At 68.4% G+C, this 12,283-nt stretch carries 16 protein-coding genes; 6 read left to right on the top strand and 10 right to left on the bottom strand.

Features of this window, described 5'->3' with window-relative positions:
• Window positions 1-57: 57 nt before the first annotated feature.
• Window positions 58-795 carry a glucose 1-dehydrogenase gene (locus I7X18_RS14260; protein WP_193048044.1) on the bottom strand — a complete coding sequence of 246 codons (738 nt, stop codon included), beginning with the start codon at window positions 793-795 and terminating at the stop codon, window positions 58-60.
• A gap of 73 nt (window positions 796-868) precedes the next feature.
• On the opposite strand from I7X18_RS14260, the gene I7X18_RS14255 reads away from it, so the two are divergent.
• Window positions 869-1,957, top strand: a complete 1,089-nt coding sequence (locus tag I7X18_RS14255; protein ID WP_193048045.1) for an NAD(P)H-dependent amine dehydrogenase family protein — start codon at window positions 869-871, stop codon at window positions 1,955-1,957.
• 13 nt (window positions 1,958-1,970) lie between these two features.
• On the opposite strand, the gene I7X18_RS14250 is transcribed toward I7X18_RS14255, so the two are convergent.
• The 4 genes from I7X18_RS14250 to I7X18_RS14235 form a co-directional block, all read right to left on the bottom strand.
• The gene (locus tag I7X18_RS14250; RefSeq protein WP_193048046.1) at window positions 1,971-2,447 is read right to left on the bottom strand and encodes an ATP-binding protein; all 477 of its coding nucleotides are present in this window, start codon (window positions 2,445-2,447) and stop codon (window positions 1,971-1,973) included.
• Between the two features lie 31 nt (window positions 2,448-2,478).
• The gene (locus I7X18_RS14245; protein ID WP_193048047.1) at window positions 2,479-2,871 is read right to left on the bottom strand and encodes an STAS domain-containing protein; all 393 of its coding nucleotides are present in this window, start codon (window positions 2,869-2,871) and stop codon (window positions 2,479-2,481) included.
• 230 nt (window positions 2,872-3,101) lie between these two features.
• Window positions 3,102-3,440 carry an aminopeptidase gene (locus I7X18_RS14240; RefSeq protein ID WP_193048048.1) on the bottom strand — a complete coding sequence of 113 codons (339 nt, stop codon included), beginning with the start codon at window positions 3,438-3,440 and terminating at the stop codon, window positions 3,102-3,104.
• Window positions 3,441-3,541: 101 nt separating this feature from the next.
• Window positions 3,542-4,279, bottom strand: coding sequence for an HAD family hydrolase (locus I7X18_RS14235; RefSeq protein WP_193048049.1), 738 nt, complete (start codon window positions 4,277-4,279; stop codon window positions 3,542-3,544).
• A 119-nt stretch (window positions 4,280-4,398) separates the two neighbouring features.
• On the opposite strand from I7X18_RS14235, the gene I7X18_RS14230 reads away from it, so the two are divergent.
• Both I7X18_RS14230 and I7X18_RS14225 read left to right on the top strand, forming a co-directional pair.
• Window positions 4,399-5,532 carry a nitronate monooxygenase gene (locus I7X18_RS14230; RefSeq protein ID WP_193048050.1) on the top strand — a complete coding sequence of 378 codons (1,134 nt, stop codon included), beginning with the start codon at window positions 4,399-4,401 and terminating at the stop codon, window positions 5,530-5,532.
• A 63-nt stretch (window positions 5,533-5,595) separates the two neighbouring features.
• A complete protein-coding gene (locus tag I7X18_RS14225) occupies window positions 5,596-6,030 on the top strand; it encodes a hypothetical protein (RefSeq protein WP_193048051.1) in 435 nt (144 codons plus the stop codon).
• 16 nt (window positions 6,031-6,046) lie between these two features.
• On the opposite strand, the gene I7X18_RS14220 is transcribed toward I7X18_RS14225, so the two are convergent.
• The gene (locus I7X18_RS14220) at window positions 6,047-6,544 is read right to left on the bottom strand and encodes a hypothetical protein (RefSeq protein ID WP_193048052.1); all 498 of its coding nucleotides are present in this window, start codon (window positions 6,542-6,544) and stop codon (window positions 6,047-6,049) included.
• Between the two features lie 220 nt (window positions 6,545-6,764).
• Between I7X18_RS14220 and I7X18_RS14215 the strand changes: the two genes are divergently transcribed.
• Window positions 6,765-8,036, top strand: coding sequence for a cytochrome P450 (locus tag I7X18_RS14215; RefSeq protein WP_193048053.1), 1,272 nt, complete (start codon window positions 6,765-6,767; stop codon window positions 8,034-8,036).
• Here I7X18_RS14215 and I7X18_RS14210 read toward each other — a convergent pair.
• On the bottom strand, window positions 7,978-8,325 hold the full coding sequence (locus I7X18_RS14210; protein ID WP_193048160.1) for a hypothetical protein: 348 nt from the start codon (window positions 8,323-8,325) through the stop codon (window positions 7,978-7,980). The genes I7X18_RS14215 and I7X18_RS14210 overlap by 59 nt on opposite strands.
• Before the next feature lie 107 nt (window positions 8,326-8,432).
• On the opposite strand from I7X18_RS14210, the gene I7X18_RS14205 reads away from it, so the two are divergent.
• Window positions 8,433-9,236 carry a helix-turn-helix domain-containing protein gene (locus I7X18_RS14205; RefSeq protein ID WP_226864317.1) on the top strand — a complete coding sequence of 268 codons (804 nt, stop codon included), beginning with the start codon at window positions 8,433-8,435 and terminating at the stop codon, window positions 9,234-9,236.
• A 59-nt stretch (window positions 9,237-9,295) separates the two neighbouring features.
• Complete coding sequence (locus I7X18_RS14200; RefSeq protein ID WP_193048055.1) at window positions 9,296-9,715, top strand: lipoprotein LpqH; 420 nt, start codon at window positions 9,296-9,298, stop codon at window positions 9,713-9,715.
• A gap of 56 nt (window positions 9,716-9,771) precedes the next feature.
• Here the strand turns inward: I7X18_RS14200 and I7X18_RS14195 are convergent, their stop codons facing one another.
• The 3 genes from I7X18_RS14195 to I7X18_RS14185 all read right to left on the bottom strand — a co-directional run bounded on the left by I7X18_RS14195 (window position 9,772) and on the right by I7X18_RS14185 (window position 12,223).
• A complete protein-coding gene (locus tag I7X18_RS14195; protein WP_269751319.1) occupies window positions 9,772-10,521 on the bottom strand; it encodes a L,D-transpeptidase in 750 nt (249 codons plus the stop codon).
• Window positions 10,522-10,621: 100 nt separating this feature from the next.
• The gene (locus I7X18_RS14190; protein WP_193048056.1) at window positions 10,622-11,248 is read right to left on the bottom strand and encodes a Pr6Pr family membrane protein; all 627 of its coding nucleotides are present in this window, start codon (window positions 11,246-11,248) and stop codon (window positions 10,622-10,624) included.
• Between the two features lie 39 nt (window positions 11,249-11,287).
• Window positions 11,288-12,223: a threonine ammonia-lyase gene (locus I7X18_RS14185; RefSeq protein WP_193048057.1), complete on the bottom strand. Its 936-nt coding sequence runs from the start codon at window positions 12,221-12,223 to the stop codon at window positions 11,288-11,290.
• Between the last annotated feature and the right edge of the window lie 60 nt (window positions 12,224-12,283).

The raw sequence follows: 12,283 nt of genomic DNA, 5'->3' as shown, positions 1-12,283 counted from the left end.
ACCCGACGAGCCTACGGGTCCGGGGCGACCGGCCTCCGCGCAGACCGGGACCCGGCGTCACATCTTGTGCGGGACGTCGTTGACGAGGCCGCCGTCCATGACGAATTCCGCCCCGGTGGCGTACCTCGACTCGTCGCTGGCGAGGAACACCACGAAGGTGGCCACCTCGTCGGACTGGCCCGGCCTACCCAGCGGGATGGTCAGCATGTTGTCGGGGAAGTGTTTTGTCATTGGGGTGCGGATGAACCCCGGATGGATCGAGTTGACGCGGATCTGGTGTGGTCCGAGTTCCAGTGCGGCCGATTTCGTCAGACCGCGCACCGCCCACTTCGACGCCACGTACGGGTGCACCATCACGGCTCCGCGCAGGCCCTCGATCGACGAGACGTTGATGATGGAACCGCCGCCCGCGGCCTTCATCGTCTCGACGCTCGCCTGCATACCCAGGAAGGTGCCGGTGAGGTTGACGTCGATGACCTTCTGCCATTTGGCCATGTCGAATTTGCCGATCTGGCCGAGCGCGACGATGCCGGCGTTGTTCACCAGGACGTTGAGGGTGCCGAACTCGTTGACCGCGGTGGCCACGGCCGCATCCCACTGATCGGCTTCGGTGACGTCGAGGTGCACGTAGCGGGCCGCGTCACCGAGTTCGTCGGCGAGCGCCTTGCCCTCGTCGTCGAGGATGTCGCCGACCACCACCTTGGCGCCCTCGGCGACGAGTGCGCGGGCGTGTTCGGCGCCCATGCCCCGGGCCCCACCGCTGATCAGTGCAACTTTTCCGTCTACCCGTCCCATGACGGGCCAGGCTACCTTAGGCTGTCGCGAACTAGAACCTGTTCCAGTTTCACCTCGGTGCGGAGGAGTTGTGATGGTGATTCGCGTGGCCCACGTCGGGACCGGGAACGTCGGCCGGCTGGCACTCGCGGCGCTGTTGGGTAACCCGGCGTACGAACTGACCGCCGTCGGCGTCTCGTCGGAGGCGAAGATCGGCAAGGACGCCGGCGAACTGGCCGGGCTCGATGTGACGACCGGGATCACGGCCACCAAGGGTCTCGACGCGGTGTTGGCGACACAGCCGGACTGCGTCGTGTACTGCGCGATGGGCGACACCCGGCTGCCCGAGGCAATGGCCGACTGCCGGCGCATCCTCGAGGCCGGCGTCAATGTGGTCGGCTCGTCGCCGGGCGTGCTGCAGTATCCGTGGGGCGTGATCCCCGACAAGTACATCGACCGGGTCGAGGACGCCGCGCGCCGGGGTGGTGCCAGCATCTTCGTCAACGGGGTCGATCCGGGTTTCGCCAACGACCTCATCCCGTTCGCGTTCGCCAGCACGTGCAGCAGCATCGAGCAGGTGCGGTGCATGGAGATCGCCGACTATGCGACGTACGACGGTGCCGAGGTCATGTTCGACGTGATGGGTTTCGGCAACCAGATCGGTGATCTGCCGATCCTGTTCCAGCCCGGCGTGCTGAGCATCGCCTGGGGCACCGCAATCCGCCAGCTCGCGGCCGGACTGGGCGTCGAGGTGAGCGAGATCAGGGATTCGGTGGAACAGGAGCCCGCCCCGGAGGATTTCGACGTGGCGGTCGGGCGGATCGCCAAGGGCACGGTGGCGGCGGTGCGGTTCCTGATCGAGGGCTTCATCGATCGCGGAGACGCCCGACCTGCGATTGTGATCGAGCATGTGACGCGTCTGCGAGACGATCTGCGACCCGATTGGGCGCGGCCCGCGCAGCCGGGCGGGTCCTACCGGGTGGAGATCATCGGGGAGCCGTCGTACACGGTGGACATCTGCCCCACCAGCCGCAAGGGCGATCACAATCACGCGGCGATCGTCGCCGCCGCCGGACGCATCGTGAATGCGATTCCGGCGGTGGTGGCCGCGCCGCCGGGGATCCGGACTCCGTTGGATCTGCCGCTGGTCACCGGAAGCGGCCTGTTCGCGACCCGCGGCTGACACCGCGGCCGGATCACTCCGCCGGGGCGGTCTCCGACGGCGCCGTCCGGCCCGCGACGCGGGTCCACTGCAGCAGAACGCGGGTGCCGGTCCGGGTGCGGTCTATCGACGCGCTGTCGGAGAGCGCTTCCATCAGGGGGATGCCACGGCCCCGCGCCTTGCTCGGCGCGACGGTGGTCCGGTCACGCCAGGTCCCCTGGTCGGCGATCGTGACCGTGAGGACACCCGCGTGCGGGTCGAACTGGGCTTCGACGTCCATGGTTCCGGGTCGGTCGGCATTCGCGTAGGCGAACTCCGCCGCATTGGCCAGGGCTTCGTTGGTAGCGAGGATCAGATCGCTGTTGCGGACGGGATCGAGCGCGAAATGCGCGTCCAGCCAGTGCCCGAACTCCTCGCGGACCTGCGAGGCGGCCTCCCCGTCGGCGGCGATACCGAAGCGCGTGAAGCACTCGGCGTTGGAAACGTTTGCCGCAGAGACGGAATCGATCATGGCTGGACGTGAATACCCGTTAACCTCTCAGCTAAGCAGTCAGTGCTGTGAGCGCCTCGTCGACCGACGCGTAAAGCGGAATGATGTCCGCGATTCCCAAAAGCTTCAAGGGGCGGCTGGTAGCGGGACCTTCGGCCACGACGCAGAACTTCACGCCGGACGAAATCTCGTCGTGGATGGCGACCAGAATGCCCATGCCCGCCGATGCGAGGAATTCCACGGCAGAGAAGTCCACAACCAGTCCGGCCGGCTCCTGTGCCAGACCCGCTCGGATGCCCTGCTCCAGCTGCGGTGCCGTGAGCATGTCGACGACGCCGGACACCGAGACCACGACGGTGCGATCAACCCAGCGTTCGTTGATCGCGCAGTTCGTCGATTCCGCGGCGGAGGTCGCCCCTGCTGCGGCTTCGCGCTGTTCCTCCAATGGTCCACCTCCCGCGTGAGTCGCATCCTTAGCGGAGCGCGCACGCAATTCATGCTCGCCAGGCTGCGGACTGAACCTGTTAAGACACCAGCGACACCGGGGGTGACCCGGCGCCGGGAGCGCCCGCTTGAGGCGGGTGCAACCGGAATCAGATTAAACCAGGTCCGGATCGATGCTTACTCGGCGGTCAGGACCGGCAGCGGGAGGCGCCACACCGGGGGAACGCGTTCTCAGACCGCGCGGCCCCGTCGGCCGCCCATGACCGCCGCGCCCACCGCGACGAGGGCGCCCACGGCCGCGACCGGGATGGCCCAGGATCGGCGGCTGCCCACCGCCGATTCGCACAGCGCGACGTAGTCGGTGTGCGGAACGATCTGGTTGAGGACCGGAACGTTTGCGACCCCCTGGTTGTTGGCGGCCTGTGCCCCGGACATGTCCGACACCAGCGCATTGCCGCAGCCGACGCTCTTGCCGTCATCGCCGGACACCGACACCGGAACCAGCAAGCCTGCGATCCCCGCTACGAGGAGGATCGCGCCCACCACCATGGCCAACCGTTGCGCCGTCACGGCACTCCCCTCGTCTGGTTCATTGAGCCAGGCGGAGGTCTACCCCTGCGGCCGACCGTCTAAACCGCCACCAAATACATTGCCGGACAGTGTGTTCCGAATCATGCCCGTCGGCGCAGGCGGGCGATCTGCAGAATCGGCCAGTCCCGCGCGGCCGCGGTGGCGGCCAGCCGGGGGCGCGGATTGACCGGCCTGGGGAACCCCACGAGATCCATCAGTGCGACGTCCTCGTCGCCGTCGGCGTAGAACCAACTCTCGCCGAGAGGGATCCCGTTGGCGCCGCAGAACCGTTCGACCGCGGCGGCCTTCTGCGGCCCCCAGATCACCGGCCTGACGATGTCGCCGGTCAGCAGCCCGGCATCGTCGACCGCGAAGTGGTTGCACAGGACGTGATCGATGCCGAGAAAGCGCGCCACCGGTTCGGCATGGATGGTCAGCGCCGACGAACTCAGTACGACGGTGTGTCCACGCTGTTGGTGTGCCTCGACGATCTGGCGCATGTGGGGAAAGACTCGTGCGGCGACACGGTCGACGAACAACCGCTCGCCCACGACGTCGAGTTCGGCGAGCGACTCGCCACGCAGGTACCCGGCCGCGCGCCGCACCAGTCGCTCGAACTGCATGCGGCCGAGCCGGTACCGCACCGAGGCTTCGAGGACGCCGAGAACCTCGCCGAGGCTGGCCTGGCGGCGCCTGATCCGGTCGCCCGCGTGGGCGGTGGCGGTGAAACCGTCCACCAGGGTTCCGTCCAGGTCGAAGAACGCGCCGACGGAGGGTCCACCCGGTCCCCCGGCGATCTCGTCGACCGACTCGGGAAGCGTGAGCAGCCGGGGCACCACACCATCATCGCGGCCGACCGGCGTGATGGCGAACCGGCATACCCTGCCCGCCGACTGGCATCGCCGTACTAAACTAGAACACGTTTCAATTCGCCGACCGCCTCATTCAAGGAGCGCGCATGCACACCGCCATCTGTGACGAGCTCGGCATCGAGTTCCCGATCTTCGCCTTCACGCACTGCCGCGACGTCGTGGTCGCCGTCAGCAAGGCCGGCGGCTTCGGTGTGCTCGGCGCGGTCGGCTTCAGCCCCGAGCAGCTCGAGATCGAACTCAACTGGATCGACGAGCACATCGGTGACCATCCCTACGGCGTCGACATCGTGATCCCGAACAAGTACGAAGGCATGGACGCCAACCTGTCCGCCGACGACCTGGCGAAGATGCTGCAGGACATGGTTCCGCAGGAACACCTCGACTTCGCGAAGAAGATCCTCACCGACCACGGCGTCCCGCTGACCGCCGAGGACAACGAGAGCACTCTGCAGCTGCTCGGTTGGACCGAGGCGACCGCCACCCCGCAGGTCGAGGTCGCACTCAAGCATCCGAAGATGACCCTGATCGCCAACGCGCTCGGCACCCCGCCGAAGGACATGATCGACCACATCCACGCCGAGGGCCGTAAGGTCGCCGCGCTGTGCGGGTCGCCCAGCCAGGCGCGCAAGCACGCCGACGCGGGCGTCGACATCATCATCGCCCAAGGCGGCGAGGCCGGTGGCCACAGCGGCGAGGTGGGCTCGATCGTGCTCTGGCCGCAGGTGGTCAAGGAGGTCGCCCCGGTCCCGGTGCTGGCCGCCGGCGGGATCGGCAGCGGTCAGCAGGTCGCCGCCGCGCTGGCACTGGGCGCGCAGGGCGCGTGGACCGGCTCGCAGTGGCTGATGGTCGAGGAAGCCGAGAACACCCCGGTGCAGCAGCAGGCGTACGTCAAGGCGGGCAGCCGCGACACCGTCCGGAGCCGCTCCTTCACGGGCAAACCGGCCCGGATGCTGCGCAACGACTGGACCGACGCGTGGGAGCAGCCGGACAACCCAAAGCCGCTCGGAATGCCGTTGCAGTTCATGGTTTCCGGGCTCGCGGTCGCCGCGACGCACAAGTACCCCAACGAGACCGTCGACGTGGCGTTCAACCCGGTGGGCCAGGTTGTCGGTCAGTTCACCAAGGTGGAGAAGACCTCCACGGTGATCGAGCGCTGGGTGCAGGAGTATCTGGACGCCACGACCACGCTCAACACCCTCAACGAGGCCGCAGGCGTCTGATCCGGGCCGCCGGCACGGCCGCGCCTCCGCCGCGCGGGTCGCCGTGCAGGTTAGCCTGCCGGCATGCCCGCTGAACCGGAGACCCGTCGGACCTTCCTACGCTGCACGGGTATCGCGCTTCTCGGCGCGGCAAGCGCTCTGGTGATCGCATCACCGGCCGCTGCGCAGCCCCCCGGCCCGGCCACCGACCACAACGGCTACGTGGGCACCGCCGCGTACTGCCAGGGTTCAGCGGCGGCGGTCGCGTTCGGTCGCACGGCCCAGGCGCTCGTCGCGATCTGCAAGGGCCCTGACGGTCAATTGCAGTACCGCGGGGTGCGGTTGAGCGACGAATCGGCGCTGATGCTGACCGCCACGGCCGACGAATCCGGCGGCTTCACGGCCGAGAACGGCGGCGTGGTCTACGACGTCTCGTCTGCCGAACTCGTTGTCACCGAAGGTGATACGACGCTGCACCGCCAGTCGATGCTGCAGTACTACGCACCCGAGTCCGACTAGACGGGCACTCGGGCGGTCAGGGCAGCGGCGCGACCGGAGCCGGCGGTACCGGCGGTGGCGGGGCGGGTGGCACCGGCTGCTGCGGTCCGGCCGGCATCCCCGGCGGCGGAGTGGCGGCCGGGTCGAGCGGACGCTGGGTGAGCAGGAAGATCGCGTCTCCCCCGCTGACTTCCTGCGTCTGTACGGCGTGCCACAGATCGCGCAGGTACGACAACCCGCGGCTGCCCGTGGGCGCCGCCGGCGTGGTCGACGTACCGGGCGGGGGGTTGTCCGGGCTGTACAGATGCGGAACACCCGCGTCGGCGGGTGCCGGAGCGGGTGCGGCCAGCGGGTCGACGGCGCCGGGTGCCGCCGAAGCGGCCACGAGCGGGGCCGGCGCTGGCGCGGGGGCGGGTATCGGCGCTGGTGCGGGCACTGGGTCGGCCGCTGCCGCGGGTGCCGTCAGGAACATCCCCATGCCGATGCCCACGCCCAGTGCTGCGCAGGCAGCGGTGCGCCGCAAATCGATCGCCACTGCGGTCTCCCTCCACGTCCGATGACCTGGCTATAGGAGATTGTTCTCCGTCGACCCCAGCTTTGTTACAGAAGTGGCCAACGTTTCTGAAGAACTTCGTCCGGCATGTGCGGACACGTTCCACTTCGGACTTCACCCAACCCGCCCCGCCCGCCCCCATCAGTGGTGTAGCAATGCGTGAACGGCACGAGAAGACGTCGTCTTAGGAGAGCCCGTGGTCATGAGCAGCGACCGACTCAGCCCGAACCTGCCGCCGGGATTCGACTTCACCGATCCGGACATCTACGCCGAGCGGCTACCCGTCGACGAGTTGGCACAGATGCGCAAGGTCGCCCCGATCTGGTGGAACGAACAGCCCGTCGGCACCGGCGGATTCGACGACGGAGGGTTCTGGGTCGTCACCAGACACCGGGACGTCAAAGAGGTGTCCCGCCGCAGCGACGTGTTCTCCAGCTTCGAGAAGACAGCACTCCCCCGCTACCGCGACGGGTCCGACGGTGAGCAGGTCGAGCGCGGGAAGTTCGTGCTGCTCAACATGGATGCCCCCCATCACACCCACCTGCGTCAGATCGTGTCGCGGGCGTTCACCCCGCGAGCGGTGGAACGACTGCGCGCCGAACTCGACGCCCGGGCACAGGACATCGCGCGCACCGCACTCGAACAGGGCGCCGGCGACTTCGTCGAACAGGTGTCGTGTGAACTGCCGCTCCAGGCGATCGCGGGTCTCATGGGTGTCCCGCAGGAGGACCGCAAGAAGCTCTTCGACTGGTCGAACCAGATGGTGGGCGATCAGGATCCGGAATTCGCGGGGAATGACGCGGTCGGCGCTTCGGTGGAGCTCATCATGTACGGCATGCAGATGGCCGCCGACCGGGTCGCCAACCCGGGCGACGACCTCGTCACCAAGCTGGTCCAGGCCGACGTCGAGGGACACAAGCTCTCCGACGACGAATTCGGGTTCTTCGTCATCCTCCTCGCGGTGGCCGGCAACGAGACGACACGCAACTCCATCACCCAGGGCATGATGGCGTTCACCGAATTCCCCGACCAGTGGGAGCTGTTCAAGCGTGAGCGGCCCGCAACCGCCGCCGACGAGATCGTGCGCTGGGCCACCCCGGTGACGTCGTTCCAGCGCACCGCACTGTGCGACACCGAACTGTCCGGCGTGACGATCAAGAAGGGCCAGCGGGTGGTGATGTTCTACCGGTCGGCCAATTTCGACGAGGAGGTCTTCGACGACCCCTACTCCTTCGACATCCTCCGCGACCCGAACCCACACGTCGGGTTCGGTGGGACGGGCGCGCACTACTGCATCGGCGCGAACCTGGCCCGGATGACCATCGACCTGATGTTCAACGCGATCGCCGACCACATGCCCGACCTGGCACCGCTCGGTGCGCCCGAACGGTTGCGTTCCGGCTGGCTCAACGGCATCAAACACTGGCCGGTCGACTACACCGGTTCTTCCGTCGAAGGTCCTGTGGCGCAGTAGTTGTCGGCGGATAATTGACAATGGACCGCCAATAGTCCTCGGGTATCTCGGTGTTCGAGCGCAATACCATCGCCAGACCAGTCGCCATGGCGATGCCGAGCAGGCCGAGCCACAGGCCGGCCAACCCGATCACCACCCACAGCGCCGTGGTGAGCGCGGGCCACGGTGACGCCAGCGTCAACGCCGGTGCGAAGAAGAAGCCCGCGCCGATGTACCACGACGACCCGGCTCGGTCCGACGCCATCACGAACCGCAACCAGCGGGGGATGTCCTGCTCGGCGGTGTGCATGGTGTTCTCCTCTCCGGTGGACACTTCCACCCTCGCGCCGCCGGGTCATCGCGGCAATTACCTCCGAAGTAATGGCGGAGGGTTCGGATGCGCGCCACACTGAGCCCATGACCGCCACGCGCATGCCCGCGACATTCGGTGTCGCGCTGCGCACCTGGCGCCAGCGCCGAAGGCTCAGCCAGCTCGATCTGGCGATTCGGGCCGACGTCTCGGCCCGCCACGTCAGCTTCATCGAGACGGGCCGGTCGGCGCCCAGCCGGGCGATGGTGCTGAGGCTGGCCGACGTGCTCGACGTTCCGCCGCGGGAACGCAATCACCTCCTGATCGCGGCCGGCCTGGCCCCGGTGTATCCCGAACGCCGCCTCGACGATCCGGAGTTGGCCGCGGTGCGCGACGGTGTCCAGCGGGTGCTGTCGGCCTACGAGCCGTACCCCTGTGTAGCGGTCGACCGGTGCTGGAACATATTGGGCGCCAACGCCGCCACCGCGGTCCTGCTCGACGGGGTCGCGCCGGGTCTGCTCGAGCAGCCGAACGCCCTGCGGCTGACGCTGCACCCCGACGGCATGGCGCCGCGGATCAAGAACCTAGGTCAGTGGCGCCACCATCTGATCGGCCGGCTCCGCCGCGAAGTGACGGCGAGCGGTTCCGATGAGCTCGCCGCGTTGCTGTCGGAGGCCGAGTCCTATCCGGGGCCGTCGGTCGAATCGGCGGATCCGGCGACGGTGCTCGTTCCGCTCGAACTATGCACTGCCGACGGCGAATTGCTCACGTTCATCAGCACGGTGACGACGTTCGGCACCGCGCTCGATCCCACCGCGGCCGAGCTGAGCATCGAGGCGTTCCTCCCCGCCGACGAGGTGACGGCCGCGACGCTGGTTTGCCGGTCGGCGTCGCAGGGAAGTCCGCAGTGAGTGAGGTCGTTCACCGGCCGCGCGGTCGGGTGACGTGGTCAACAGAACAGAGGTGGCGCGTGAACAACCGAATCGTGATGGTGCTGGGTGCGGTGTCGGTCGCAGCGCTCACCGCATGCAGTGGATCCCAGCCGGCGCTGGGCACCCGGACCGCGCAGGTGACCGTGAACGGCGAGAAGACGGCCAAGATCCCGGTCGAATGCAGCCAGGCCGGCTGGACGTGGCTCATCTCCGATTTCGGGGAGGAGACGCCCGGCTTCTCCGCCTCGATGTCCACCGGGGAGAACGTCGCCGCGCATTCCGTCGAGATTCGCGACCTCGAGGGGTTCACCGGCGCGTACTGGGAGGGCACCGTCGGCGACGGTAAGGCCACCATCGACAACTCCACCATCACGATCACCGGCACCGCCAAGGGCTCCTTCGCCGAGAATCCGACCGCCGCGGCCGAGGCAACCTACGAGATCGAGACCACCTGCTGACTGGTCAGACCACTTGACCTCTGGCCGGGTGGACTGTCATGGGCGGCATGGCGCAGCTACGACTGCACGATGACCGGATCGCCGACGCCGACGGTGTTGAAGTACCAGTCGGCGTTGTCCGGGCTGAGGTTGATGCAGCCGTGGCTGACGTTCGCGTAGCCCTGCGAACCCGTCGACCAGGGGGCACCGTGCACATACACCCCGCCCCAGGTGATCCGGACCGCGTCGTAGACGGTGAGCTTGTAGCCCTCGGGATCGTCGAGCGGGATGCCGATGGTTCGCGAATCCATCACCACGACGGACTCCTTGCCCAACACCCGGAAGGTCCCGACCGGGGTGGAGAACTTCGGTTTGCCCATCGAGGCCGGCATCTCCCTGACCACCTGGTCGTCGATGCTGACGGTGAAGGTGTGCGCGTCGATGTCGGCGACACCCACCACGGACGCACCGGTCCGGAAGTCGGCCGCGAAATCCCCCGCCTGGACCGAGATCGGCGAGTGCGCCGGCCAGAACGACGTCGGCGTCCACTGCATGGTCGAGTCGCCGAGCCAGGTGAATTCCCCGACCGGAGTCGCAGGTGAGGTGATCCGCAACGACTGCTCGGCCGCCGACCGGTCGGCCACCGGGGCGCCGAACCGCACCGTCAGCGGATGGGCCACCCCGACGACCGCTCCCGCGGCCGGTTCGATCGCCGTGACCGAGGGCGGTGTGCTGATCGCGGCCGACCCCGTTGCGACCGAACCGGTCATCGCGATGGCAACGATCCCGGTGATCGCGACAACGGAACGGACGACCGAACGCAGCATCCCCCAAGTGTAGGGCGCGTCGGTGTTCGCCCTCTGGAATCGCCGGCGGCCTCGCGCCTTTGCGGCGTCTTCTCTGATACGGCTGGTGCCCACGACATCCTCATCGTCGAAGCGCGCTCGGGCGTTTCACCCGCGCCTTTCCGAGCCCCGCCAGCACGTAGCCGAGCACCAGGAAGGCCGCCCCGAGCAGCGCGATGTTGATCGCGACGGCGAGCCTCCCGACGCTGCCCGGATCGAGGAAGTAGTACGGCGCGCGCCGCCCGGCGTGGTTCAGCACCGCCAACGCGACCAGCACATAGCAGCCCGGGTAGGTCAGCCACGCCCACGGGTACCACCACCGGACGGCCGACTGACTGGCACTGGCCAGACCCCACTCCGCCAGCGCCAGCACCGGCACGGCGACGTGGAGCAGGAAGTTCGCCGGGGTGTACCCCATGCTGTAGTCGGTCAGGAACAGGTTCCACACCAGGCCGGCCACCACGACGTACAGGACGACGGCGCCCCGCAGCGCCGAACGGGCGTCGGTGCGCGGTGAGAGCAGCGTTGCCGCGTAGAACACCGCGGCCAACAGGTTCGCCTGGTAGGTGAAGGTGACCAACCGCCACACCACCCCCGAGCGGGAGGTCAACTCCACCAGGACGACGGCCACCACCACGGCGGCCACGATCGCCACCCGCAGTCCGGTCCGCACAACGGCAATCGCCCGTGGGGCGTCGGTCGCGGTCACGACCGCGAGGATAGCCGCGGCCGGCGCCGGACCCGGGGCTCAGCCCGCCAGGATCTCCCGGAGCAACGCCGCCTCGATGTTGCCGCCGGACACCACCGCCACGGCCCGCCCTGCCGGTGCCACCCGGCGGTACCCCGCCAGCGCCACCGCTCCGCTGGGTTCACTGACCAGATGGGCGCGAAGCGCCAGATCCTTTACTGCGGAACGGATGTCGTCCTCAGAGACCGTGATGACGTCGTCGAGGACCCGCTGCAGGTGGGTGAACGTGAGCTCAGACGGTTGTGAGCGCAGCCCGTCGGCGATGGTGCGATTGCGGTCTTGGATCGACCAGTTGACCCGGTGTCCGAGCCGCAGGCCTTCGGCCGTGTCCGCAGCGAGCTCCGGTTCGACGCCGTACACCCTGGCGCTGGGACACAGCGCCCTGATCGCCGTACCCACCCCGGAGGCCAGACCGCCGCCACTGACGGGGATGAAGACGTGCTCGACGTCGGGCAGATCCTCGGCGATCTCGAGACCCGCGGTGCCCTGGCCCGCGATGATGTCGGGGTGGTCGAACGGCGGGACCAGCACTCCGCCGGTCCGCTCGACGACCTCGGCTGCCACCGCTTCCCGTTGGCCGGCCGCGCACAGCACCACCTCGGCCCCGTGGGCGCGGGTCGCATCGACCTTGACGCGGGGTGTCTCCTCGGGCATCACGATGTGCGCCGTGATCCCGTACCGCGCTGCGGCGTACGCGACGGCCTGCGCGTGGTTGCCACTCGAGTACGCGACCACGCCGCGGGCCCGCACGTCGGGTTCGAGCTGCGCGATCGCATTGAACGCACCCCGTACCTTGAACGCCCCGACGGCCTGCAGGTTCTCCGGTTTCAGCCACAGCGCGCCGGCCCAGGCGGCCGGGATCAGCGGGGTGCGCAGGACGTCGTCGCGGGTGCGTGCCGCCGCGCTGCGGATGTCCTCGATCGTCACGATATGCACGGGACCAGTCTGCCCGGCGCCACGGCGGACAGGCCCGCAGGGTGGCGGCCTCGCAGGCGA

The organism is Mycolicibacterium baixiangningiae, from assembly GCF_016313185.1.
GTDB classification, from domain to species: domain Bacteria; phylum Actinomycetota; class Actinomycetes; order Mycobacteriales; family Mycobacteriaceae; genus Mycobacterium; species Mycobacterium baixiangningiae.
This window is presented reverse-complemented; position numbering and strand designations above follow the sequence as displayed.